This is a genomic window from Pedobacter albus (genome assembly GCF_036324255.1).
GTDB classification, from domain to species: domain Bacteria; phylum Bacteroidota; class Bacteroidia; order Sphingobacteriales; family Sphingobacteriaceae; genus Pedobacter; species Pedobacter albus.
The window spans coordinates 2,316,033-2,341,101 of record NZ_JAZDQT010000001.1 but is presented as its reverse complement, the minus strand read 5'-3'; the positions used below and the strand labels follow the sequence as shown (position 1 = coordinate 2,341,101).

Genomic DNA, 25,069 nt, shown 5'->3' with positions numbered 1-25,069 from the left:
TGAATTAACCGGCGATTTCGCCGATCAGCGCATCGCAGGCGGCGAAGGATTCGTATAAATATTTGTTGCGGTGCTTTTCGCCCTGACCGCTAAAGGCAATCGATTTGTTGATGAGGCCCTGCATCCAGCGCTTGGTTTGCTCGCAATAAAACTGGTCGTTGGTTTTGAGGTAGTTAAAGGTATTGAAGCGGTTAAAGCAAAGCATACTTTCCTTAAAATCGACCAGATAGGCAATGCTGCCCAGCACATCGCAGTTGTACCAGTTAAAAGTATGGTTGGGATCGATGGTTTTTTTGCTGCTGATGGCATACATATTCATATCGGTTAGGCAGTAGCGCACCTGTTCGACCACTTTTTCGGCCAATGCCTTATTGCTGATGTAGCCGGCCTCGTAAGCATACCTGATCTGCTCGATGGTGCCATGCACGGTGTCTTTGGCCCAGATTTCAGTGCTCGGTATCTCGAGGTAAAGTCGGTGCAGCTCCCCCGAAAGCGCGATGATCTCGTCGGTAATGGTCGAGCCGTCAAATTTAAGCTCGCTATTATTGACGTTGTTAGCCCAGAAAAACAGCTTGAATGCCGTTAACTCGGGATATTTGAAAAAATGGAAAATAGGGATGTCGTCGGTGGTGATGGTAATGTGCTTGGTTTTGCTTTGTTGGATGAGCTTAAGATTGGCCAGCAAATCGCCAAGGTAATTGACCATGTTCAGGTCTTCGTTAACGCTTAAAAAATTAAAGGTTACGCTCGATGATTGATTCGGATTATAAATGAAAGGCACATTAAAGGTGTCAGACAGTTGAACCACTTGCTGCAGGCTGAGTGCGCTGTTGCCCCTTATTTTCTTGTAGGCCTCGTTCATGCTGATGTTTAAGGCATCGGCCACGCTTTGGGCCAAATTCTGGTAATCGGGGAGGGCTGCCCTGAGCCTTTCGAAAAATGCAACCTGAAAATCAGACATAAAAAAATCCTGTATAAAGTTAATCTCCTCTAATTTAATAATTTATTGGTTCTCTTTATTGTATTTAAATAATTTTTAAGATTAATTAAATGGGTTTTAATTCTATAAATTTTATTTAAAGGTTTGATTTTTCATTTATAAGTGCTTTTAAGGCGGATTTGATGGTTTTTGATGTGGTAATTTCGATTAAACCATTAAAACCAAAAACACATGAAAAGCAAATTGATATTTATAGCCTTGGTGCTTGCCTGCAACGGGGCAACGGCGCAAGGAAGGGGCGATGAAAGCTCATTCAATAACCTATACATTTATGCAGAGTATGGCCAAACGAAAGGCTATCAGCACCTGTTCCAGGGCGGGGCGTACCTGCAGGCAGAAGGGTTCTACTTCAAAGTTAAGTCGGTAAGTGCTTTCGACTATAATACGGATGCCGAGAAACAGCTGTACAAAGCCTATTATTACGATGGTGGTCCTCCGCAAGAAAACGTAGGCTTTCAAGACGTAAGCTTTATGGTGGGGAAAGGCTTTAGGTCGCCGAAGCATCATCAAATCCAATTTGGAGCTGGACTGTCGGCCTTTTTCAAGACGGATAAAGACGAGGCTTTCAATAATCAGAAACAGGCTTATCAACCCGATCGCTACAAAACCAGGTTCACGGTTGGCCTGCCTGCCGAGCTCAGGTATTCGTTCCAGTTTGGGAGAGCTTTTGCTTTCAGCGTTACGGGGACAGGCAATGCCAATTTTCTTAAAAGTTATGTTGCCGTATCGGCAGGAGTAGCCTTTGGCATGTTTTAACAAGTTAAATCTTCAAACCAAAATAACATGAAATTATCCCTTTTAATTGCGTTAGCCTGTTTCTTATTTATTGGCACCGCTGATGCGCAAACAGATAGCCTGCACTTGCCTAAACGATTCTATATTTATGGAGATCTCGAGTTTGGTGGAGGCGGTGCAACTTATGGCTCTTATACTCAGGTTTCGCTAGTTGTTCAAAAAAGAAATAACTATGTCAGGTTAAAAGCTTCTGAAAATGCGCGGCCACTTTTTTCTTGGAACGATGAGGAGCCAATGATGACTGACCTAAGCTTGATTTTAGGCAAAAGCTATACAGTTTTTACCTGCCATAATTTGAAGCTCGGATCTGGTGTTGCATTCATCAAAAAGGAAAAACGAGCCCCGCTTGAAGAAACCTACAAAAAAAGGGCGGTCGGTTTGTCGCTTGAGCTTAAGTATTGCTATATGATTGACTGGTCGGCAGGAATTACCTGCTCTTTAAACAGCAATCTTAATAAGGTGGATAGCTATAGCGTATTTGCCGTGGGAGTGGCTTTTGGTTTCTTGCGTGAAAAGAAAAACGGCTTAAAACATTGAAAGCGTTCGATTTTTAAACTAAAAATAAACGGTTATGAAAGCTATACCATTCTTGGCTGCACTCATTGCTATAGTGCTTTGTTCGGCCTGTTCTTTTCAAAAGAACCTCACCAATCCTAATCCCTTAACTTCGGGCAACCTAACAACGCTTAACGGGAAATACGATATCGTTAGCCTGGAAAATGTGAGCTCCCCAAAACCTCATCGGTTAGGGGAGAACTTTCTTCAGGAAATCGATCGGAAATTATTGAAAGATACACTAGCCTTCGATTCGACAAAGAAGTATGGCTTTGAACTGCAGGTATTAACGGGCAAAAGGCTCAAAATAAACTACCTGGAAGATGGCAAGGTGGCGAGGGAAAGGATTTTAAAGACAAAATTAAAAAGCGACGGTTATTTATACCTGAAAAACAAGAATGTAGGTTTCGTTATTGTTCCTTATGTTTTTGGGGCTTTGGATGTCAAAAAAACTCGGTTAACCAAAACCGCAACAGGCGATTTGGTATTCGATGTAACCAATCATGTTTCGGGAGCAATTATGCTGATCGGTTTTTTGGATGGCCGTACATGGAAGTACAGAAATGTTTACCCCAAGACCGGGATATAGTATCGGGTCAGAAAAAAAGTCCCGGTTTTTGCGCGGGACTTTCAATTACTTTTTCTTCGAGTAATCCAAAATTTTTTGGATGGTTTCGTCGGAAGGCTCCTTTACCAATTGGTCAAGTTTAGACCTGATGCTGTTGTAGAACAGCAGGTTTTGTTGGTCGCCCTCATCAACTGCCTTTTCTACAGGCTGTGGACTCGAGAAGTTGGAAAGATCATTTAGTGTAGAGGTTTTTGTCATACGCAGTGTATTTATTTAATGTTTACAAGGTAAACGTAATTGCGTATGTTTTATTTCGTCGCCTTTCAGAAAATTTTAACATTTTCCAAATTAAATTTTCCAATAGGCCTCTAGGTGCTCAACTGACAAAATTATACACTACTTAGCTGTTAAAAGATTAGTAGTCAGCCTGCTTAAAGTCCCCTCGGACTTACCTCTTTCACCTTCATCATTTTGCGCAAGTTGCTCAGCGCATAGCGCATGCGGCCTAACGCGGTGTTGATGCTGACGTCGGTAAGGTCGGCAATTTCCTTAAAGCTCAAATCGGCGTAATGGCGCATAATGAGCACCTCTTTCTGCTCGTCGGGCAACAGGTGTATCATGGCTCTTAAATCGAGGTGGGTCTGCTCGCGCAACATGCGTTCTTCGGCACTTTCTTCGTGTACCTGCAAAAGATTGAGCACATCTGTACCGTCGGCGCTGGTAATGACCGGTGCGCGTTTCTCGCGACGGAAATAATCGATTACCAAGTTGTGTGCAATGCGCATTACCCAAGGCAAAAACTTGCCTTCTTCGTTGTAACGGCCACTGCGTAAGGTGTTGATGACCTTGATAAAGGCATCCTGAAAGATGTCTTCGGCCAGGTACTGATCCTTTACCAATAAATAAATGGAGGTATATATTTTGGATTTATGCCTACGAAGTAATTCTTCTAATACAGATTCTTCTCCGTTAAGATATAGCTTCACCAAATCCTGATCACTATGCTGCTGTAATTTCATAGGAGTGCGTATACTAAAATTCTTCTCGTTTTATTAAAATAATAAATAAGTAGCTTTTTAATCTATAGCAGCTCTCCTTGTTTTTAAATTACAGTTTCTAATCGTGTGAGTTATAAATTCAAAAGAAAGACTTTTTTTTGAATATCCAACAATAAATCTGCTAAAATTTGTAAAATTTTATAAAAGGCCGCTTATTTTTAGAGGGGTTGAAACCAAAATCGTAATTTTGGGGTTACATTAAATCAGAGCTAAGCAAGCGGCACATGAGCAAGGAAATAGAGAAAGATCCACACCAACATATCATTATCAAAGGCGCCAGGGTACACAACCTCAAAAACATCGACGTAGCCATTCCGAAGAACAAACTCGTGGTGGTTACCGGCATGTCGGGCTCCGGAAAATCTTCTCTTGCCTTCGATACTTTGTATGCCGAAGGCCAGCGTCGCTATGTGGAAAGTTTGTCGTCTTATGCGCGCCAGTTTATGGGCCGTATGAACAAGCCCGACGTAGATTATATCAAAGGCATTGCCCCGGCCATTGCCATCGAACAAAAGGTGATTACTTCCAATCCACGCTCAACCGTGGGTACCTCTACCGAAATATACGATTACCTCAAACTGCTTTATTCGCGTATCGGTACTACTTATTCGCCCGTTTCGGGTCAGGTAGTTAAAAAAGATACCGTAAGCACCGTGGTCGATTTTATTGTGGGCTTGGGTACGGATAGCGTAGCTACGGTGTTCTGCCCCTTGCATCCGCACAACAACAGAACCATTAAGGAAGAGTTGGCCGTGTTGTTGCAAAAGGGATTTTTGAGGGTTTACTTCAATCACAAGATTACCAAAATAGAGGATATCCTCGAAGATCAATCCATCAAAGACATTAAACTGGCCGATAGCGATGCCATCAAGATTTTGATAGACCGCATTGTGGTTAACGAAGAGGAAGAAACCTTGAGCCGCATTGCCGATTCGGTACAGACTGCTTTTTTTGAAGGCAAGGGCGATTGTTATGTGGAGCATGATGGCGAACAGACCTTCTTCTGCGATCGCTTTGAACTGGATGGCCTGAAATTCGAAGAACCAACTCCAAATTTCTTCAGTTTTAACAATCCTTATGGAGCCTGTAAACGTTGCGAGGGTTATGGAAACGTAATCGGGATCGATGAAGACCTGGTTGTTCCAGACAAAAGCAAAAGCATTTACGATAATGCCATTGCGCCTTGGCGTGGCGAAAAAATGGGCGAATGGCTAAAACGCCTGGTTAAAAATGCCGAGAAATTCGATTTCCCCATCCATAGGCCTTACCGCGAACTTACCGAGGCACAGCAACAGCTGTTATGGACTGGTAATAGCTATTTTGCGGGTCTAGATCAGTTTTTTAAAGAACTGGAAGAACAAACCTATAAAATACAGTACCGTGTGATGCTTTCGCGTTATCGTGGCAAAACGGTTTGTCCCGATTGCAAAGGCACGCGCCTGCGCAAAGACGCTTCTTATGTAAAAATAGGTGGCAAGTCTATTTTAGAAATGGTTTTGATGCCTTTGTCTACTTTGTTGCCTTTTTTCGAACAGCTCGACCTTAGCGCCACACAGGCAAAAATTGCCAAGCGTTTATTGGCCGAAATCTCCAATCGGGTGCTTTACCTTAATAATGTAGGCTTGGGTTACCTAACCCTCAACCGCTTGTCAAATACCTTGTCGGGAGGAGAAAGCCAACGCATCAACTTGGCCACTTCGTTGGGCAGCAGTTTGGTGGGGTCGGTGTATGTACTCGACGAGCCGAGCATTGGGCTGCACCCAAGAGATACGCACCGTTTAATCGGCGTACTCGAATCATTGCGCGATGTGGGCAATACGGTTTTGGTGGTCGAGCATGAGGAAGAAATGATGAAGGCGGCCGATCATATTATAGATATTGGTCCCGAAGCAGGTACTCATGGTGGCAACCTGGTTTTTAGTGGCACCTATAAAGAAATTGTTAAGGACAAAAACTCGCTTACGGGCAGGTATTTGGCGGGCAAGGACGAAATTGCGGTGCCTGCCAAAAGAAGGGAGTGGCGCGACCATATCCTGGTAAAGGGTGCCCGCGAAAACAACCTGAAGAATATCGATGTTAAATTTCCATTGGGCATATTTACCTGCGTAACGGGCGTGTCGGGTTCTGGCAAAACCAGTTTGGTTAAAAAAATACTTTATCCCGCGCTGCAAAAGGCCATTGGCAATTATGCCGGCGAGCAAACGGGTGCCTACGATGGACTTTTCGGGCATATCGACCTGGTGAGTGCCGTAGAAATGGTAGATCAAAACCCGATTGGCCGTTCGTCGCGCTCCAATCCGGTAACCTATGTCAAGGCTTGGGACGATGTTAGGGCCTTGTTTTCGGCATTGCCATCGGCAAAGGCTGCCGGACTTAAACCCGCGGCTTTCTCTTTTAACGTAGAGGGTGGCCGTTGCGAGGTTTGCCAGGGCGAAGGTGAGGTGAAGATAGAAATGCAGTTTATGGCCGATATCTTCTTGCCTTGCGAAGCCTGCGGTGGCCGGAGATTTAAGCAACAGGTACTGGATATAACCTATCAGGATAAAAACGTATCCGATATTTTGGATATGACTATTGATCAGGCCGTCGAGTTTTTTGCCAAAGAGCCAAAAATCCTGCAAAAACTGCAACCACTGGTCGATGTGGGTTTGGGCTATGTGCATTTGGGACAATCGTCAAATACCCTTTCGGGCGGCGAGGCGCAGCGCATCAAGTTGGCTTCTTTCCTCATCAAAGGCAACAATGCACAAAAAACCATGTTCATTTTTGACGAACCTACTACCGGTTTGCATTTCCACGACATCAAAAAACTGCTGAAAGCCCTAAATACCTTGATTGAACAAGGCAATACCATTTTGGTGATCGAGCATAACATGGATATGATCAAATGCGCCGATTGGGTAATCGATATCGGTCCGGAGGGGGGCGATAAGGGCGGAAACGTTGTGTTTGAAGGCAAACCCGAAGATTTGCTCCAGGCAAAGGATTCTTATACAGGTCAATTTTTAAAAGCTCATTTGAAATAGTATCTTAGCGAACTTATGCTCTTTTTGACCTTAATTATAGGCATATTGTTAAATGCCATGGGCTATATACCGCCTGGAAACATCAACCTGACGGTTGCACAGCTCACCATCAATAAGGGCATGCGTCAGGCATGGTCGTTTATTTTAGCCTTTTCTTGCGTAGAAGTGCTGTTCACTTTTGGCATGATGCGCTTTGCGCGTTGGGTATCGAGCGATGTAAACCTCGATGCCAATATCAACGAAGTAAGGCTGGGCACTTATGTAGATGCCTTCATGATCATGCTTTTTGTGGTGATGGGTACCATTACCTGGATCAACCGCAATAAGTTGCCCAAAACCAAAGACAGCAACGATACCAGCAAAAGGGGAAGCGTATTTTATGGCATGTTGTTGGGGGTTTTAAATCCGGTTCAGATTCCGTTTTGGCTCTTCTTTGGCAACTATGTTATCCTGCACGAGTGGATCAGGACTGATTACCTGTCGCTCATTATTTTCAGCTTGGGTTCTGGTATTGGCTCTGCCTTGGCGCTTTATGGCTATGCCCATTTTGCCCGCTACATCCAGGAAAAATTTGCGCTGAGCAGCCATTTGATCAATAAATCGATTGCCATATTTCTGTGGGTATTGGCCTTGTACCTGATCATTAAACAAACGGTTATTTATTTGGGGTAATTCCAAATACTGTTTGCAGCTGCGCAGATACTTTTGTAGGTAGCCCACATCCTGTTTTTAGCTTTTTTGGCAAAGGTGGATTGATGAATTTTGAAACATCAACAATGCCGAAAATGAAAAAGACAATCTACTTGATGTTGCTGTGCCTGATTGCCATGGCCAGCAAAGCGCAACAAAAGACCCGGATTACCGGAAAATTCATCAACTGCCAAGACAAAGTGCTGGAACTGGCACCCAGTACCGGCGATTTTAAAGACAGTATTCTGGTTAATGCCGATGGCAGCTTCAGTTACGAAACCACCAAAATTACCGAACCTTTTCGTGCCAACCTCACCAACCGCAAGCAAATCCAGGTGCAACTTTTTTTGGCGCCAGGCTATAATTTGCAACTCAATGCCGATGTAAAGGATTACCAAACGGCAAAATCAACGTTGGCCTATACCGGAATCGGTGCTAAAACCAACAGCTACTGGCAAGAAGGCATCGGCAAGACTAAGCCCGATACCGTGAATTGGAACAAGAAAGATGCCGATACGTACCTGGCGCACCAGCTTTCTTTTGTAAACGATCATACAGTAATCGATAAAATATTCGATGCCAGCAACCACGAACCCTATGCCGATTATTTTAGGCAATCGCTTTTGCTCGACAAAAAATTTGGGCCGCTTATCGGTTTGTTCAGCTCGTATGCCTACGTGAATAAGCTGCCATGGAAGCAGCTTCAAAAAATGGCGAAGCGATTGGGTTTTAAGAACCTGGAAAAAGAGCTGAACAACGAAGCCAATTTGTCGAGCAGTGCCTTCTCGTATTTTGTTTCCGAATATCCTTTCTATTGCAACGAGTATCATGCTTTTCCGGCTGATAGTACGCAAAAGCAACAAGGCAATTATACGCTGTACCTTACCGCGAAGCTGCTTAAGGGCAAAGTGTACGATTACGTGGCTTCGCAAACCTTGCAAAGAAACATGTCGTCTGTTTACAAACTCGACGATATCTACAAGCTAAGCCCCTATATCGCAAAAATAAACGATCGTGGCTTGAAGCAAAAACTTAAAGATGTGGAGGCCGATAGGGTAAAAACGGCTATGGGGCTACAGGCCGGAAATGTTTCGCCTGTTTTCAATCTGCCCGATACCAGCGGCACGTTGTATCAATTAGAGAGCTTTAAGGGCAAGGTGGTTTACATTGATTTATGGGCCAGCTGGTGTGGGCCATGCAAAGAAGAAACACCATTTCTCAAAAAAATATACGATCAATATAAAGGTAATGACAAGCTTCAGGTGATCAGCATTGCAGCTTTCGATGCCAAGAACAGAAAATTCAGATACGACATCATTAAAAAAGATGGAATGGATTGGTTGCAATTGGAAGATACAAACGATGCTTTTGCCAAGGCTTACCAGGCCAACTTTATTCCGAGGTTCATCATCATCGATAAAGAAGGGCGTATTGTAGACAGCGATGCCGTTAGGCCAAGCGAACCCGAAAAACTAACCGCTATTTTAAACCGCGAAATCAATAAATAAAATGAAAAACATTAGCTTATTGATTTTATTGCTCAGCAGCATGTTGGCTTTTGGGCAACAGAAAACCGTGGATAGCGCTGCCGAAAGCAAGTATTTTGAATTTGCGGGTAATCAGCTGGTTGATGTCAGGAAGGCTACGCCGGCACAGCTACAGCTTATTGCCCGTAAAAAACGCCTGGTGGCCATTAGTAAAGACCACTTTCTGTTTTCGGTAGGAGAGAATCTTGGTCCGGCATTCCAAACCATGGCCCTGCGGTTTCAGCAAAATACAAGTGCTACGGTTTACGAAGGTTTGGATTGGAGCTGGAGCGGCCGCAATAGCCTGCGCAGGTACCTGTTGGATAAGGAGGCAAGCATTGAATTTGCCGATGTAAGCATTACCCCGGCCAATGCCAAAGACTACCGCTACCACGTAGTAACCAACGACGATACCGAGATTGTGGGCTGGACCATCCCCAACAATTTTAAAACCACCTCCGATGGCCAATATACCTATGCCTATTTTGGCAGTTACGCCGCGCAGCCTAATGGTTATATCAGAATCGAACTTTATAATGTCCGTAATTACAAGAAGAGAGATGGTATTATGGTCGATTGGAGAGCGGTTAAGCCTCTGGGCATTAGCGTAGGGCTCGAATACAGCGATAAGGATTTTCCGATCGGTTTGCTCTACAAGTCTATTGACGAAAGAACGCCTTCGGGTAAAGCCAAAGAACCAAAAAACGGATTGCACCAATTCTACTTGGCCGATTCCTTGGTGAGGCTGCATGTTCTGCCGGAAAACTACACCTATAACTTCGATTTTAAAATCGAGCTGATCCGTAACATAGACGGTAAAACAGAAAGACTGGATCTAGGTACCAACAACAAGTTCTTTTTTATTTATAAGGAATACTGGAAGCAACCCGGGCAATATGAGTTGATTTTAACGCCCAAATTGCCTAGGCCGGGCGGTACGCCTGTTGTTTATTTAAAAGACAAGGCAGTGAGCTATCGGTTTGAAGTATTGCCAGACCAAAACCCGAAGCGTCTTTTTTCCAGCAAGCAAATCGCTTTGTTCGGATTGTTGCTCTGTGCCGTTTTGGGGGGTATTTTCGGAGCGGTGGTTACCAAACTCAAAAAGAAGAACCAGCAACGTGTACAGGACGAGCAACAGCAAAAAGAACTGGCCAAAACACAATTGGCCTCGGTACGCGCACAGCTTAACCCGCATTTTATGTTCAACGCCTTGGCTGGCATCCAAAACCTGATGAACAAGCAGCAACTCGAGGAAGCCAACCATTATTTGAACAAGTTTGCACGGCTAACCAGAAATGTGCTCGACAATAAGGAACAGGTAAGCCTGGCCGAAGAACAGGCCCTGTTAACCGATTACCTGGAAATGGAACAGCAACGCTTTGGCTTCAGTTTCGAGCTTAAGGTAAGTCCAGGATTGGATATCCATAACATCGAAATTCCGGCCATGTTGTTGCAGCCTTTTGTAGAAAACGCGGTAAAGCACGGAATTGCAACAAAGGAAAAAGCCGGACACATTGCCGTTGCTTTTGAACAGCGCGAAAAAGACTTGGTGTTAACCGTAAGTGACAATGGCCTGGGTTTCGACACCACTAAAAATTATGAAGGCTTGGGTTTGCAGTTGAGTAAAAACAGGATATCTTTATTGAATGCCATTTATCAGGACTCGCCACTTTACCTAACCATGGAAGCCAATGATAAAGGCACGATGATTACAATTACTTTAACCCAATGGCTATAAAATGCGGGCAATACTGGTAGATGATGAACTGGCCAACCTAGAGAATCTGCGCCATCTTTTAGAAAAATATTGTGCGGAGGTAAAAATAGTGGCCTGTGCCTCGGATATCGCCGTTGCCAAAAGTTTGATGGAGCTTCATCAGCCCGACTTGTTGTTTTTGGATATACAGTTGGGCAAAAACTCGGGTTTCGATCTGCTGAATGAGATCAGGGAAAAAACCTTTGAGGTAATCTTTGTAACTGCCTACGATAATTATGGCATACAGGCCATTAAGTTTGCGGCCTTAGACTACCTGCTTAAACCGGTTAGTGCCGACGAGCTTAAGGCTGCCGTTCAAAAAGCCTTGCACAAGCTCAGGCATAAGCAACAAAACGAGCAGCTTTCGTTTTTGTTGCAACAATTGAACCTCGGCGAGAAAAGCGCACCCAAAATAGCCTTGCCCCAGCAAAATGAAATCAGGTATGTGGTGGTAAACGATATTGTAAGGTGCGAAGCCGCCAATACCTATACTTTCTTTTTCCTGTCTAATGGCGATAAGATACTGGTTTCGAAATCGCTTAAGGAATACGCCGATTTGTTAAAGCCACATGGTTTTTTGCGCGCTCACCAAAGCCATTTGGTTAATCCGGCCTATGTAAAAAGCTGGCTCAAAGAGGATGGAGGTATCTTGTTAATGAAAAACGAAGAAAAAATCCCCGTATCAAAGCCTAACCGCGAAAGTATCAAATCGGCGCTTGGGAAGTAGGCTAATGGTTAAAATTGCTAAATTGGTGTATTGTTCAATTGCAGTAATTGCTAAATTGTTTAACCACCCCGCCCTTTGGGCACCCCTCCAGGGGAGGGGAATTGTTAATGTTAGATTGTTAAATTGTTAGCTGGTTAAAATTGTTGTATTGTTAGATGATGGGGTCATCAACTGTTAACCGCCAATTGAAAACTGCTAACCGGCAACTGAAACAAATTCTACCCCATTTCCCAAAAATGCTCAATGATTTTGGGTAATTGCTATCTTCACATTTTTTCTGAGCTAAATTACCCGCAGGTTTGAGGAAACTTAAACTTGAAAACTATGAAAAACTATCTTGCTATTGTGCTGTTATTTATTGCCTCATCCTGTTTTGGACAAATAGGCGGTATGAAATCGGTTACGCTAAATCCTTTTCCGGGTTATTACCGAAACTATGTCAATGTCTTGACCTTGGGTTACAATGAAAGTGCTGAGGCCATTTATTTATCGGCTGATAGCGCTACAAAAAAGGCATCAGAGATGTTGATCTATCCGGCCAAACCCAAAACCTTTTTTTTCTACTTGGAGGGAGCCCACCAAATCGAATTAAGGGCAGATATTGCGCACGATAGCCTCAAGAACTATCGCTACACGGTAATTGCCGACGATACGATCGTGTTGGCCAAAGAACTACATCCCACGGCGATTAAAGGAAACCGCATGTTTAGCGCAAATTTGGGGACCTATGAAGTCGCCAATAGAAAGCTGGTGTTGACTGTCTATAAGGTTGGCGACAGGGATAATGGCAGAGAAACGATCATTTATAATAAAAAGCTAGGCCCAGTTCACATCATTAGCGCAGAGCTTGTTAAGGAAATTGAGGCCAAGGAAAAGCCCCTTGTCGAAAAGAAAATAGAAAATAATCAAACTACCACAACCACAACTGTGGTTACGGCGCAAAGCGAATCAGTGAACATGAATATCCAAGGGCATTTGGTGTCGATGGATGCCAAGCGCAGCTATGCCGAGATTGTTATTGGGCCCACAGAGAATATCTTTTTGTACCAAATCTTAATCAAACGCCAAGAAGGAGATAACCTAGAAACGACCTTGCTCGATAACCAGAATTGGATATCGGATACTTATGGTAACCTCACTACACGTTTAGACATCAAACATTTTTTAAAACCAGGCAAATACGAAATCGTCATTTTTCCACGAATTGGGAAAATCGACTTCAATAAAATGGAGAATGGCGTGAAAATCAATTTCGAGATGCGCAAGCCTGCGTTGAGTACCAAAGAGATTGGCCTATACGCTGGATTGGTGTTTTTAATGTTGCTGGTTGTATTTGCTGTGATTATCGTGACCACCAAAAGGAAGAACAGAAAGAAGCTACTGGCCGAACAACAACAAAAAGAAATGGCCAAAACACAGTTGGCTACGGTACGATCGCAACTCAATCCGCATTTCTTGTTCAATGCTTTGGCCGGAATCCAAAACCTGATGAACCAGCATAAAACCGATGAAGCCAACCGTTATTTGGCCAAATTTGCCCGATTGACCCGCAACGTGCTCGACAATAAGGAGCTCATTAGTCTGGCCGACGAAAAAGCGCTGATTGACGATTATCTGCAGATGGAGCAGTTGCGCTTTGGCTTTGCCTATCAAATCAGCATCGATCCGCAATTGGTGATCGTAGATGTAGAGATACCGGCCATGTTGCTGCAACCCTTTGTAGAAAATGCCGTAAAACATGGCATCGCCGAAATGGAGGAGGCAGGTCAAATCAGCATCGAATTCACCAAACAAAATGAAGACCTTGTTTTAACGGTAAAGGACAATGGCCAAGGTTTCGATACCACCAAAAATTACGAAGGCCTGGGTTTGCAACTGAGCAAAAATAGAATAGCTTTGCTCAACACCATTTACAAACAAACACCTTTTGTGTTGCACATGGATGCCCGGGCAAACGAAACCACGATGACCATAACTTTAACCCAATGGCTATAAAATGAGGGCGATTTTAGTTGATGATGAAAAGGCCAACCTGCAAAACCTGCAGGCCTTGTTGGCCACCTATTGTCCGATGGTAACCATTGTAGCGATCACTTCTAAAATAGAGGAGGCCGTTCGGTTAATGCAACTGCACCAACCAGACTTGCTTTTCCTCGACATACAAATGGGCAAGCAGTCGGGTTTCGATTTGCTGAACTTGCTGCCGGAAAAATCTTTTGAAGTGATTTTTGTAACGGCTTACGATCAATATGGCATTCAGGCGGTAAAGTTTGCCGCGCTCGATTATTTGCTGAAACCCGTAAACCCCGACGAACTGGTACTGGCCGTAAACAAAGCTACAGACCGCATCAAACATAAAACAGCAAACAACCAGCTTGGCTTTTTGTTGCAACAGCTCAAAAGAACCGATTTTTCTTCTCCCAAAATAGCCTTGCCACAGCTCAACGAAATTATGTATGTGGCGATAAACGAGGTGGTGCGTTGCGAATCGTCAAACAACTACACTTTCTTTTTCTTGGCCAATGCCGACAAAATCCTGATTTCGAAATCACTGAAAGAATATGCCGATTTGCTCAAGCCCTATGGATTTCTGCGGGTGCACCAAAGCCACCTGGTTAATCCGGCCTATGTAAAAAGCTGGCTCAAAGAAGATGGTGGCACGCTCTTGCTCAACAATGGACACAAAGTACCGGTGTCAAAACCCAACCGCGAAAGCATCAAATTGGCACTTGGGAAATAGGTGGATGGTTAAGATTGTTAAATTGTTAAGATGGTTGTATGGTTAGTGAATTAACCACCCCGCCCTTTGGGCACCCCTCCAGTGGAGGGGAATGGTTAAATTGCTTTGTGTTATTGTTAAATTGTAGGGTGGTTAAAATTGTTGTATTGCTGAATGGCTGGAGTGTCTATTGTTAACTGCAAATTGAAAACTGCTAACTGAGAACTGAAAACTGTCAACCGAAACCGCTTACAAATACTCATCCGATGTGGCGAAATACTCGGTAGGACTTTTGCCGGGATTGTTGTGCGTTAATTTTGAACTGTCAAATCCAATGGAGGATGCGATGTTAAATTAAATGCAGATGTTAAACTTAGGCACACCCGAAATCATCTTGATTGTTCTTGTTTCGGCTTTTTTTATCGGTGGAATTGTATTCCTTGTTTTCTTGCTCAGAAGGCTGGTTAATCGAAATAAGTAAGCATATTAAATTTTGTTGATTAACTTTAGCCTTATGTTAAACCTTGGTACGCCCGAAATTATCCTGATTTTAGTTGCAAGTATCTTTTTTGCCCTCTTGTTTGGTGGAGTTGTTTTCTTTATCGTGTATCTGGCCAGGCGAACCGGTACGCAAAAAATCCCTGTTGTGGTTTATCCAGATCAGGTAGGTTTTAAGGATTTTCGCCAAGTACCGTCAACCGTAGCCCCCAAATCAGCCGATGCGCCTAAAGACACATCGGCTTTGGCTACCGAATTGAAAATTGCCCTGCCTCAACAGAGCGAGATCAGGTATGTTAAAATAAGCGATATTATCCGGTGTGAGGCCGACGACAATTATACCAATTTTGTGTTGACCACCGAGAAGATCCTCATTTCGAAATCGCTGAAAGAATATGCCGATTTGCTCAAGCCTTACGGATTTCTGCGGGTGCACCAAAGCCACTTGGTTAATCCGGCCTATGTAAAAAGCTGGCTCAAAGAGGATGGTGGCACGCTCTTGCTCGACAATGGGCATAAAATTCCGGTATCAAAACCCAATCGCGAAAGCATCAAATTGGCACTTGGGAAGTAGATCGAATGGTTATGGCGCTAAATTGTTGGATTGCTAAATTGTTAGGATGGTTACATTGTTAGTGAATTAACCACCCCGCCCTTTGGGCACCCCTCCAGGGGAGGGGAATTGTTAAATCGCTTTGTGTTATCGCTAAATTGTTGGGTGGTTAAAATTGTCGCATTGCCGAATGGCTAAATAGTTGGCTCGTTAACTGCTAACTGCAAATCGAAAATTGCTAACTGAAAACTGCCAACTGAAAACTGCCAACTGAAAACTTACCTTTCGTACTTCCAGTTTCTCGATTTGCCTTCGCTAAGCCATTCAATGGCGGTTGCCATGCGTTTGTTTTTGGTGGCCTCGGTTTTGGCTTCGGTAATCCATGCTAAATATTCGCGCCGGTGGGAGGGACTGAAAGCCTCAAATTGTTGCTGTGCCCGCGGATGCTCGGCCAATAAACCGGCAAAGTCTGCAGGCATGGCAATGGCCGCTTTCGGAACGATTACTTTTTTTACCTTAACTCCTGCTTCGTTAAGTTTGATGGCTTCCAGCGTATATTCGATAAGTATCTTCGCTTCGGGCAAATCTTCCAGCTTTGTTAATCTGCCCAAGCTACCCATGGCGTTTTCCTTTTCGTCAAACAGTTGATAGGGATCTTTCATTAAGGAAGTTTTCCAAAAGCCAAAAGCGCAATGTGCCTTAAAGGCGGCCATCGAACAAACGGTGCCCTTGTAGTCGAAATGCGGAAAGCCCCATTTGATGGTTTCGTTAATGAGGGGCGAAGCCTCGTGGATGATTGCCCGCAACTGTTTTAAAATGGGCTGGGCAAAGCCAGCCGATTGCTCGATGTAGGCATCTACGCGCTCGTCGAATTGTTTCATTCTTTGTTAATTGGTAGAATGAATTTAGCAAAGAGGATTTATTTAAGCAACTCCGGAATACGCTTGTTGTTGCCCACAATCCATACAATGTCCTCGTTTTCGAATACCATGTTCGAATCGGGATTTAAAATACGTTGTCCGTTGCGTTCAATGCCCACCACCAAGCCTTGGGTTTGTTCCCTGATGCCAGAACTGCGGATGCTCTGTCCAAAAACCGGCGATTTGCTGGTAATCACCACTTTTTGCAGCGACATGTCCTGCTTCGGAAAAGTGGCGCTGTCTTCCGAAACTTGACCTTCAAACAATGGCGTTACAGCGGCCAGTTGATCGTCGGTGCCTATAATCAATACCTTGTCGTTCGGGTAAAGGCGTTCATCGCGGCTGGGGGTAGGCAACATGATTTTGCCACGTTCAATCAATGCAATATTAACCCCGTGCTTCTCTCGCATGGCCAAATCAATTAGGCTTTTGCCCACTAGTTCCGACTCGGGCGCAACAGTCAGTTCCAATAAATGACTATCCCAAGGCAATATTTCAGGTTGTTTGTTTGCTTCGTCGCGGGCATGCAGGTTGTACAAAAATCGGTTTTCCATGCGTTCATAAAAGCTTTGCAACTTTCTGGAAAAAATAAACATGCCTCCTACAATTAAAACCAGGGCAATACTGATGGCTATCCAGGTATTATAAAACTGTACCATCAAGAAGGCCACAAAGAAAATAGCCAGCGCAATCCTCAGTAGCTCAATGGCAATAAGCGGTCCGCGGGTATATCTTTTGTTAAGCCAAAGATGTGAATAAGCCTTGCGTTCAATCCGCCTAATGGCTAAGGCATACAGAAACGGCAACATGATGACCAAGGTAATAATCAGCGATAAGATAATGCCATTGTTGCCATCGAGCAGGTGCTTGTTTACAAAAGGCTGCAGGTATTTTGAGGCTAACAGCACAATACCGGTTAAAATAGCGCCATGGATAATGGTGTTAAAGGCATAGCCGCGCAAAAGAGTTTTCCAATCGCTCATGGTGGTAATGCCTTGCGTACCAGAGCTATAACGACTAATACCGTCGAGCCATTTTTGTGGCAATACCCTGTTTAAAAAGTTATAGAAAGGCTCCGACACCTTGATCAGGTATGGCGTAGTAAAAGTAGTAATGGCCGATGCCGCCACAGCAATAGGGTAGAGGAACTCGCTGGTTACCTTGAGCGTAAGCCCCAAAGTGGCAATGATAAAAGAGAATTCGCCAATTTGAGCCAGGCTCATACCTGCCTGCACCGAGGTTTTTAAAGGCTGGCCCGAAAGCAGTGCGCCAAAAGTAGAACTGATCAGTTTGCCCAAAATGGTAGCCAAAGTAACCACCAAGATCGGAAAGGCATAATCGAGCAAGATTTTAGGGTCAATCAACATGCCTACTGATACAAAAAAGATGGCCGCGAACAAGTCTTTCACCGATTTGGTAAGGTGCTCTATCTTTTCGGCCTGCGTAGTTTCGGCCAAAATAGAACCCATGATAAAGGCGCCCAAAGCAGGCGAGAAGCCAACCTTTACGGCCAATAGCACCATCACCAGGCAAAGCGCCAGCGAAACGATGAGCATGGTTTCGTCGTTCATCAGCTTCTTGGTTCTTTTTAAAAAGGTAGGGATGAGGAATATGCCACCCAAAAACCAGATGATGAGGAAAAAGCCCAATTTCAAGATGGAAACGAGCATTTCGCTGCCTGCAAATTGCTGACTTACCGCCAGGGTTGACAAAAGTACGAGCAATAAAATGGCTACCAAATCTTCCACAATGAGCACGCCAAACACCAAGCCAGCAAATTTCTTATGCTTGACGCCGAGTTCTTCGAAAGCCCTGATGATGATGGTGGTAGACGAAACCGAAAGAATACCACCCAAAAAGATGCTGTCCATATTGCTCCAGCCCATCAACTGCCCAGCGGCATAGCCAATCAGCAACATAAATACGACCTCAATAACGGCGGTAATACCGGCCGAACCACCTACTTTAGCCAGTTTCTTAAAACTGAACTCGAGGCCTAGGCTAAACAATAAAAAGATAACGCCAATTTCGGCCCAAATGGTAATGCTCTCGTGGTCGGTAACGGTGGGCATGAAACTAATATGCGGGCCCACCAAAATGCCTGCCAGGATATAGCCCAGAACGAGGGGCTGTCTAATTTTTTTGAAAAGGAGCGTAGTAACTCCAGCGGCGGCCAGAATGAGGCCTAAATCTGCAATTAATACAGGTAAATGGATCATAAAGTATAATTTTTTGTTAAATAAATAATCGTGCTGTTGAGGCAGTACATTTACCAAAAAGTATGCTTCGGATAAAGGCAACTCCACGTAAAATGATAACTGTAGTTGCGTTTATCCCTAAAAATCCTAAATGTTGAGTTGGGTAATACTAAAAAACTATGCTGAATACGAGAAAAAACAATCGCCACGAGCGAGAAGGAAGTGATGTTCTGATAAATCAGCTCATTTTCGCTGGCTATGGTTTCCTTTTGTAAAGCCGGTTTCGTTCTTTTGAACTGGGCGGCTGTCTTGATGCTGGTTACTGATGATTGAACGGCAATAGCTGTGCTTTGTCTGCCAGATTTGGTTTTGGCGCGCGAGGCCAAGCACAAACAGCTGAGCAGTAAAAAGGCAATTAACGTTCTCATTGCCCTAAATATAGTGAAAAAAGCCCGATTTTGATGAAAAATCGCCCAAAAAAGATAGGTTTTTCCTACTGTACGACTTTGACGAAGCCAGCAATTTTTAACTATATTTACAGCATGCCTATCGAAAAACTAACTTACAACCCCAACTATCCTTCGGTTAAGGATCTTAAAAAACGTGCCAAGGCACGGATGCCGAAATTTGCTTTCGATTATTTGGAAGGCGGCTGCAATGAAGAGCTCAACCTCAGCAGAAGCGAAACCGATTATCACGACGTATTGCTGCAACCCAGCTACCTCAAGAAGTTCAACGGCATCGACATGTCGACTACTTTGTTTGGCCATCGCTACGATGCGCCTTTTGGCATTTCGCCTATTGGTTTGCAAGGGCTCATGTGGCCCAATGCACCAGAAATATTAGCCAAAGCTGCCTTTAAGCATAATGTGCCCTATATTTTAAGCACGGTTTCGACCAGCAGCATCGAACGCATTGCCGAAGTTTCTGAAGGCCAGGCCTGGTTTCAGCTTTACCATCCTACAGAAAATACGTTAAGAGATGATATTTTGCGACGTTTGGAAGCCGTGCAGTGCCCGGTTTTAGTGGTTTTGGTTGATGTGCCTTCTTTTGGCTTGAGGTACCGCGAAATTAAAAGCGGCTTATCGATGCCTCCCAAAATGAACATCAGCAATATTTTTCAGGCGGCCATTCGCCCTACTTGGGGTATTGAAACGTTGAGGCACGGCATTCCGTCGTTTGCCACGTTGAAGCCTTACATGGAAAAAGGGCTGGATATGACCCAATTGGGCAAATTCATGAACAAAACATTTACAGGGAGGGTAGATACCGATAAAATTAAAGCCATTCGCGATAAATGGAAGGGGCCGATGGTGCTTAAAGGTATTACTACCGAAGAAGATATCAAAGCCAGTATTGCCGTGGGTGCCGATGGCATTATTGTGTCTAACCATGGCGGTCGCCAAATCGATGCCGGCGAATCAACCATCGTTTCGTTGCGCAAGCTGATGGCCACTCCGACTTATCAAGAAAAACTGACGATGATGATTGACGGTGGCATGCGCTCGGGACCAGATATTGGCCGGGCTTTGGCTACTGGTGCCGATTTTACCTTTATGGGCAGGCCGTTTATGTACGGCGTTGGCGCTTTGGGCAAAAAAGGTGGTGATCACACCATTTCGATGTTCAAGGCACAGCTGAAACAGGTAATGGAACAGCTTTCTTGCGAGCAAATAGCAGATTTTCCGGAAACGTTGATCAGGTAAGTTTTAAAGCTAGTGGCTGGCCTCGAATTTCTCAAAAAAAGCCAAAGTATCCAGCTTATCCTGATGCAGTTGAGCGGTTAAGGCCTCCAATCCGGTGAATTTTACATCGTGGCGCAAAAACTTCAGGAAATTCATGGTAATGGTTTGTCCGTAAATTTCGCGGTTAAAATCGAAAATGTTGACTTCGATGTTGCGGGTCATGCCGTTAATGGTTGGCCGTTGACCAATGTAGGCCATGCCCTTAAAGGTTGAAGGTTGAAGGTTAAAAGGTTGAAGGAATTGCCCTTCCGCCTTTAGATTTTGGGTTTTAGACTCTGAATTTTCGTCTTCCTGCCCTCCGCCTTCTGCCCTTGCACCTTTCCCCTCACAATCCATCTCAATAGTTACCGCATAAATGCCGTCGCTCGGAATAAGTTTATAGGTTTCCTCAACAAAGATATTAGCGGTAGGGAAGCCGATGGTACGGCCAATCTTATCGCCTTTAATTACCGGCCCGTTGATGGAAAAGTAATAACCCAGGTATTCGGCAGCCAGGGCCACATCGCCATCAAGCAGCGCTTTGCGTATTTTGGTCGAGCTTACCGCTACATCGTTAATGTCTTGCTCCGGAATTTGTTCAACGGTATAGCCATATTGTTGGGCATGGGCGAGCAATTGGTTCATATCGCCTTTGCGGTCTTTGCCAAAACGGTGGTCGTAGCCTACAATCAATTGTTTGGTGCCAATGGTATCTACCAATATGTTTTTGATGTATTCGTCGGCCGTAAGGTTAGAAAAATCGCGGGTAAAAGGAGTAATAATCAAATGGTCTACGCCTAAATTTTCCAAGATCTGTGCCTTTTCCTTGATGGTATTGATCATTTTCAGGTCCTGGTTTTCAGGGTCGATGATCATCCGTGGATGCGGAAAAAAGGTAAGGATAACACTTTCGCCACCAGTTGATTTAGCCAGTTCGCACAATCTTTTGATGATTTTTTGATGGCCATAATGCACGCCGTCAAAAGTGCCAATGGTAACCACGGCGTGGTCTAGTTTTTTAAAATCCGATAGTTGGTGATATATTTTCATCTGTGTGTTATCGTTTGGTGTTCGTTTGCTGGAACCTATTTTAATCAAGCAAGGTTCAAAACGAATAGGATTAATGAAAGGCTTGACGTTTAACCACGCCACCCTTAATGTCGGCAATTTGTTGCTGTACCACAAAAGCATCGGGATCTATTACCCTGATTTCGGCCTGCAGCTTGCTCATTTCGAGCTTGGTTACTACCGTGTAGATGATGTCGATGTCCTTCTTTTCCAAATAGCCACCCTCGCCTTTGTAAATGGTTACCCCTCTTTTCATGTTCGAAATGATGAAGGCTTTGATTTCGTCGTTCTTTTCCGAAATAATGGTCACTCCAGTATAGGCTTCGAGGCCGTTTACAATAAAATCGATGGTGTTGGAGGCCGATAAATAAGTTAAAATGGCATACAAAGCCGTGTCTATGTTGATGAAATAGGCCGCAAAAGCAAAAATGATGATGTTGAGGATCAGGATGATGTTGCCTACCGTTAACTGGCTGTTCCGGCTGATGTAGAGCGCCAAAACTTCGGTGCCGTCAATTACGCAACCCCCGCGCATGGCCAATCCGATGCCACCACCCAAAAAGAAGCCTCCAAAAAAGGCGATGAGCAGTTTTTCGTGCGTAATGGGTGCAAAAGGTATAAATATCAGGGCCAATGAAAGTGCAATAATGGCAATGGAGGTTTTTAGCGCAAAGGTTTTGCCGATTTGTCGATAGCCCAAAATTACGAAGGGAATGTTGATGACCACAATAAGATACGACAGTTTCCAGCCGGTTAGGGTACTCACTAAAAGCGAAATACCGGTAACGCCGCCGTCAATAAAATGGTTGGGTATCAAAAAACTTTTTAGTCCGAAACAAGCCGATACCACGCCGCAAACAATAAGTGCAATTTCCTTGATTAAACGCGAACTGTTGTTTTTGATATGTTCCATAAGCTTTTTACTGATCGGTTTTTGCCTTAGCTTCTTCTCTTTTGCTACGAAGATACTGAACCAAATCTGCTACCTCAAATGCGTTGGCCAATAAAAAATTGCCGCTGCGGGTACGGGTCAGTTTAGAAAGATGGGCGCCGTTGTTCAGTTGCTTGCCAAAATCGGAAGCCAGCGACCTGATGTAGGTGCCTTTGCTGCATACAATCCTAAAATCGACTTCGGGCAAGGCAATTCGGGTAATTTCAAATTCGCTCACCGTTACCTGGCGCTTGCGCAATTCTACTTCTTCGCCCAACCGCGCTTTTACGTAAAGCCTTTCGCCATTAACCTTTACCGCCGAATGGGCTGGCGGATATTGTTCGATCTCGCCAATAAAAGGCGCCGTGGCCGCATAAATGGCTTCGTTGGTTAAATGATCGATTGGAAATTCTTGGTCAATGGCCGTTTCGAGGTCGAACGATGGGGTAGTGGCCCCCAAGGTAAAAGTACCGGTATATTCTTTTTCTTCGGCCTGGAAAGTATCGATTTGCTTGGTCAGTTTGCCCGTGCAAACAATCAAAAGGCCGGTAGCCAGCGGATCTAAGGTGCCTGCATGTCCAACCTTAAGCTTTAGCGGTTTTAGCGAGTTCCTGATTTTGCCCACCACATCAAACGACGTCCATTTGTAGGGTTTGTTGATGAGCAAAAGTTCGCCTGCTGCAAAATCGAAATCTGGAAATGTCGGATTTTTTGGGTCCAAAAGCTTAAATTAATGTGGCAGCAAAGCTACGGATTATATCACAGAAAGCTCGTGCCCCGACAAAATCAAAATGATAATGGCTAATCCTACGGCAATCCTGTACCAGCCAAATACCTTAAATCCGTTTTTGTTCAGGTAGCCGATAAAGCTCTTGATGGCCAAAAGGGCAATCACAAAAGCTACGATGTTGCCAAAGGCCAAAATCTCTATCTGGTCTTTGGTAAAAGTATGGCCTCCTTTAAAAAAGTCCAGCAGCTTTTTGGCGGTGGCGGCAAACATGGTAGGTACGGCCAAGAAGAAAGAAAATTCGGCAGCCGCCTTTCTGGTCAGCTTTTGGCTCATGCCACCCACAATGGTAGCACCTGAGCGTGATACGCCGGGTATCATAGCCAAGCACTGAAAGAAGCCGATTTTCAAGGCCGTTAAATAGTTGATGTCTTTTTCTTCGGTAACCGTGGCTTGGTTAAACCATTTGTCGACAAACAACAGGATTACCCCTCCAATAACCAGCGAAATGGCAACGGTAAGCGGACTTTCGAGCATGGCATCGATTTTATCGCTCAGCAAAACGCCAAAAATGGCAGCCGGAATAAAGGCAACAACCAGTTTGATGTAAAAATCGAAGGTTTTAAAGAAACGCTTGAAATAAAGTACCACCACCGATAAGATGGCCCCCAACTGGATGCAGATGGTAAACAATTTTACAAATGGATCGGAGGCAATGCCCATTACGGACGAGCCGATAATCATGTGGCCAGTTGAAGAAATTGGCAAAAACTCTGTCAATCCCTCAATAATGGCAAGGATTAGCGCTTGTAGAAAATTCATTTGGCCTTATTTTTTGAGAACGGCATAAATGCCAAAACCAAAACCAAACAGTACCACCATAGGTGCCAATAGGGTTCTTCTGGTATCGTAAATATCGCCAGTAGTACCAATCATCAATAAGAAACCAACCAGTACAATTGCAATGCTGATCAATAATAACTGATAATTCTTTTTGGTAAAGACCATTTCTGATTTTTGTTCCTTGTTGGTCGGAACAGTTTGTTTTTCTGCCATTATCTATAAAGGTCGTAAATTTTTAAACGTAAATATCTGCTTACTGCAAACCAGGTGCTGATTGCCGTAATGAAAATGCCAATAGCCACCAGGCTTAAGAATACAAAGCCAAATTCGGTATAGCTTTCCAGGATCTTGATTTCGCCAAGCTCTTTTTGCGCATAGGTTAATAAGCCCAATAAAATGATGATGGCAATAAAAGAAGCGATCAGTCCGTGCAATATAGCTACCCAAATGAAAGGTTTTCTGATAAAGTTTTTAGTGGCGCCTACCAGCTGCATGCTCTTGATCAAGAAGCGTTGCGAGAAAATGGCCAGGCGAATAGTATTGTTGATGAGTGCCACCGCAATAACCAAAAGGATAATGGCAAAGCCCAAAACAATTAAGCTGATGGTGTTGATGTTCTTGTTCACCATATCGATCAGCGAACTTTGGTAGACTACTTCTTTCACAATCGGGTTTTTCTCGATTTGTTTTTTCAGCGCATCGATGTTCTGGTTATTCGCGTAATCGGCTTTGAGGTAAACATCAATGGTAGAAAGCAAAGGATTATAGCCCAAAAAGTTCACAAAATCTTCGCCCAAGTCTTTGGTCAGGTTGTGCTGTGCAACCTCTTTGTTTACGTATTGGGTCTGTTTAACCGCGATATTGCCGTCTAGTTCTTTCTTAAAAGCCAGGATATCGGTTTCCTTGGCGCCCTCGTCAACAATGATGTTGAGCACGATATTTTCTTTTACATAATTGGAGAGATTCTTAGCGTGTACTAAAATTAGGCCTAGCATGCCGAGCATCAATAGTACCAATGCAATACTAAAAATGGTCGAAATGTAAATGGTCTTCGTTTTTTTAGAGGCTTCGCTTACTTCAAATTCTTCCATGTAGCTATGTTTTTGTTTTTGCGAAAATAAAGAAAGATAAGTAAAAATGTAAATTAAATGGCCTTTGTTTTTGCAAACAGCTAAAATTAATGAGGA

The 25,069-nt window shown here is 44.0% G+C and carries 24 protein-coding genes; 12 read left to right on the top strand and 12 right to left on the bottom strand.

The window, feature by feature from the left end; genetic code table 11:
* Positions 1 to 4: 4 nt before the first annotated feature.
* On the bottom strand, positions 5 to 961 hold the full coding sequence (locus VRU48_RS09620) for a helix-turn-helix domain-containing protein (RefSeq protein ID WP_330107710.1): 957 nt from the start codon (positions 959 to 961) through the stop codon (positions 5 to 7).
* A 210-nt stretch (positions 962 to 1,171) separates the two neighbouring features.
* Here VRU48_RS09620 and VRU48_RS09615 point away from each other — a divergent pair, with 210 nt between their 5' ends.
* From VRU48_RS09615 to VRU48_RS09605, 3 genes are read left to right on the top strand one after another with little or no spacing between them, the layout of a single operon-like run.
* Positions 1,172 to 1,756 (top strand): hypothetical protein, encoded by a 585-nt coding sequence (locus VRU48_RS09615; protein ID WP_330107709.1) that lies wholly within the window; start codon positions 1,172 to 1,174, stop codon positions 1,754 to 1,756.
* A gap of 27 nt (positions 1,757 to 1,783) precedes the next feature.
* Complete coding sequence (locus tag VRU48_RS09610) at positions 1,784 to 2,332, top strand: hypothetical protein (protein WP_330107708.1); 549 nt, start codon at positions 1,784 to 1,786, stop codon at positions 2,330 to 2,332.
* 34 nt (positions 2,333 to 2,366) lie between these two features.
* Positions 2,367 to 2,939 (top strand): hypothetical protein, encoded by a 573-nt coding sequence (locus tag VRU48_RS09605; protein WP_330107707.1) that lies wholly within the window; start codon positions 2,367 to 2,369, stop codon positions 2,937 to 2,939.
* A 45-nt stretch (positions 2,940 to 2,984) separates the two neighbouring features.
* Here VRU48_RS09605 and VRU48_RS09600 read toward each other — a convergent pair whose 3' ends face one another.
* Positions 2,985 to 3,176, bottom strand: a complete 192-nt coding sequence (locus tag VRU48_RS09600) for a hypothetical protein (protein ID WP_330107706.1) — start codon at positions 3,174 to 3,176, stop codon at positions 2,985 to 2,987.
* Between the two features lie 173 nt (positions 3,177 to 3,349).
* The gene (locus VRU48_RS09595) at positions 3,350 to 3,937 is read right to left on the bottom strand and encodes an RNA polymerase sigma factor (protein ID WP_330107705.1); all 588 of its coding nucleotides are present in this window, start codon (positions 3,935 to 3,937) and stop codon (positions 3,350 to 3,352) included.
* Between the two features lie 263 nt (positions 3,938 to 4,200).
* Here VRU48_RS09595 and uvrA point away from each other — a divergent pair, with 263 nt between their 5' ends.
* From uvrA to VRU48_RS09555, 8 genes are all read left to right on the top strand, one after another.
* A complete protein-coding gene (uvrA, locus tag VRU48_RS09590; RefSeq protein WP_330107704.1) occupies positions 4,201 to 7,002 on the top strand; it encodes an excinuclease ABC subunit UvrA in 2,802 nt (933 codons plus the stop codon).
* Between the two features lie 57 nt (positions 7,003 to 7,059).
* Positions 7,060 to 7,674: a LysE family transporter gene (locus VRU48_RS09585; protein ID WP_330107703.1), complete on the top strand. Its 615-nt coding sequence runs from the start codon at positions 7,060 to 7,062 to the stop codon at positions 7,672 to 7,674.
* A 113-nt stretch (positions 7,675 to 7,787) separates the two neighbouring features.
* Positions 7,788 to 9,200, top strand: a complete 1,413-nt coding sequence (locus VRU48_RS09580; RefSeq protein WP_330107702.1) for a TlpA family protein disulfide reductase — start codon at positions 7,788 to 7,790, stop codon at positions 9,198 to 9,200.
* Between the two features lies 1 nt (position 9,201).
* On the top strand, positions 9,202 to 10,956 hold the full coding sequence (locus VRU48_RS09575; RefSeq protein WP_330107701.1) for a sensor histidine kinase: 1,755 nt from the start codon (positions 9,202 to 9,204) through the stop codon (positions 10,954 to 10,956).
* 1 nt (position 10,957) lies between these two features.
* On the top strand, positions 10,958 to 11,701 hold the full coding sequence (locus tag VRU48_RS09570) for a LytR/AlgR family response regulator transcription factor (protein WP_330107700.1): 744 nt from the start codon (positions 10,958 to 10,960) through the stop codon (positions 11,699 to 11,701).
* A 324-nt stretch (positions 11,702 to 12,025) separates the two neighbouring features.
* Positions 12,026 to 13,696, top strand: coding sequence for a sensor histidine kinase (locus VRU48_RS09565; RefSeq protein ID WP_330107699.1), 1,671 nt, complete (start codon positions 12,026 to 12,028; stop codon positions 13,694 to 13,696).
* A gap of 1 nt (position 13,697) precedes the next feature.
* Positions 13,698 to 14,441, top strand: a complete 744-nt coding sequence (locus VRU48_RS09560) for a LytR/AlgR family response regulator transcription factor (RefSeq protein ID WP_330107698.1) — start codon at positions 13,698 to 13,700, stop codon at positions 14,439 to 14,441.
* Between the two features lie 493 nt (positions 14,442 to 14,934).
* Entirely contained in the window at positions 14,935 to 15,492 is a 558-nt protein-coding gene (locus tag VRU48_RS09555) for a LytR/AlgR family response regulator transcription factor (RefSeq protein ID WP_330107697.1), read from the top strand.
* A 257-nt stretch (positions 15,493 to 15,749) separates the two neighbouring features.
* Here VRU48_RS09555 and VRU48_RS09550 read toward each other — a convergent pair whose 3' ends face one another.
* Genes VRU48_RS09550 through VRU48_RS09540 form a run of 3 tightly spaced genes read right to left on the bottom strand, consistent with a single transcriptional unit; the run spans position 15,750 to position 19,017 of the window.
* Entirely contained in the window at positions 15,750 to 16,352 is a 603-nt protein-coding gene (locus tag VRU48_RS09550; protein WP_330107696.1) for a YdeI/OmpD-associated family protein, read from the bottom strand.
* A 38-nt stretch (positions 16,353 to 16,390) separates the two neighbouring features.
* A complete protein-coding gene (locus VRU48_RS09545; protein ID WP_330107695.1) occupies positions 16,391 to 18,610 on the bottom strand; it encodes a cation:proton antiporter in 2,220 nt (739 codons plus the stop codon).
* Between the two features lie 50 nt (positions 18,611 to 18,660).
* On the bottom strand, positions 18,661 to 19,017 hold the full coding sequence (locus tag VRU48_RS09540) for a hypothetical protein (RefSeq protein WP_330107694.1): 357 nt from the start codon (positions 19,015 to 19,017) through the stop codon (positions 18,661 to 18,663).
* A 114-nt stretch (positions 19,018 to 19,131) separates the two neighbouring features.
* Between VRU48_RS09540 and VRU48_RS09535 the strand changes: the two genes are divergently transcribed.
* Positions 19,132 to 20,295, top strand: coding sequence for an alpha-hydroxy acid oxidase (locus VRU48_RS09535; protein ID WP_330107693.1), 1,164 nt, complete (start codon positions 19,132 to 19,134; stop codon positions 20,293 to 20,295).
* Positions 20,296 to 20,304: 9 nt separating this feature from the next.
* Here the strand turns inward: VRU48_RS09535 and VRU48_RS09530 are convergent, their stop codons facing one another.
* The 6 genes from VRU48_RS09530 to VRU48_RS09505 all read right to left on the bottom strand — a co-directional run bounded on the left by VRU48_RS09530 (position 20,305) and on the right by VRU48_RS09505 (position 24,973).
* A complete protein-coding gene (locus VRU48_RS09530; protein WP_330107692.1) occupies positions 20,305 to 21,363 on the bottom strand; it encodes a bifunctional riboflavin kinase/FAD synthetase in 1,059 nt (352 codons plus the stop codon).
* Between the two features lie 70 nt (positions 21,364 to 21,433).
* Positions 21,434 to 22,294 (bottom strand): YitT family protein, encoded by an 861-nt coding sequence (locus VRU48_RS09525; protein WP_330107691.1) that lies wholly within the window; start codon positions 22,292 to 22,294, stop codon positions 21,434 to 21,436.
* 7 nt (positions 22,295 to 22,301) lie between these two features.
* Positions 22,302 to 23,033 carry a tRNA pseudouridine(55) synthase TruB gene (truB, locus tag VRU48_RS09520; RefSeq protein WP_330107690.1) on the bottom strand — a complete coding sequence of 244 codons (732 nt, stop codon included), beginning with the start codon at positions 23,031 to 23,033 and terminating at the stop codon, positions 22,302 to 22,304.
* A gap of 33 nt (positions 23,034 to 23,066) precedes the next feature.
* A complete protein-coding gene (locus VRU48_RS09515; protein ID WP_330107689.1) occupies positions 23,067 to 23,861 on the bottom strand; it encodes an undecaprenyl-diphosphate phosphatase in 795 nt (264 codons plus the stop codon).
* A gap of 6 nt (positions 23,862 to 23,867) precedes the next feature.
* Positions 23,868 to 24,095, bottom strand: coding sequence for a DUF3098 domain-containing protein (locus VRU48_RS09510; protein WP_330107688.1), 228 nt, complete (start codon positions 24,093 to 24,095; stop codon positions 23,868 to 23,870).
* The gene (locus tag VRU48_RS09505; protein WP_330107687.1) at positions 24,095 to 24,973 is read right to left on the bottom strand and encodes a cell division protein FtsX; all 879 of its coding nucleotides are present in this window, start codon (positions 24,971 to 24,973) and stop codon (positions 24,095 to 24,097) included. Before VRU48_RS09505 ends, VRU48_RS09510 begins: the two co-directional genes overlap by 1 nt.
* Positions 24,974 to 25,069: the final 96 nt, after the last annotated feature.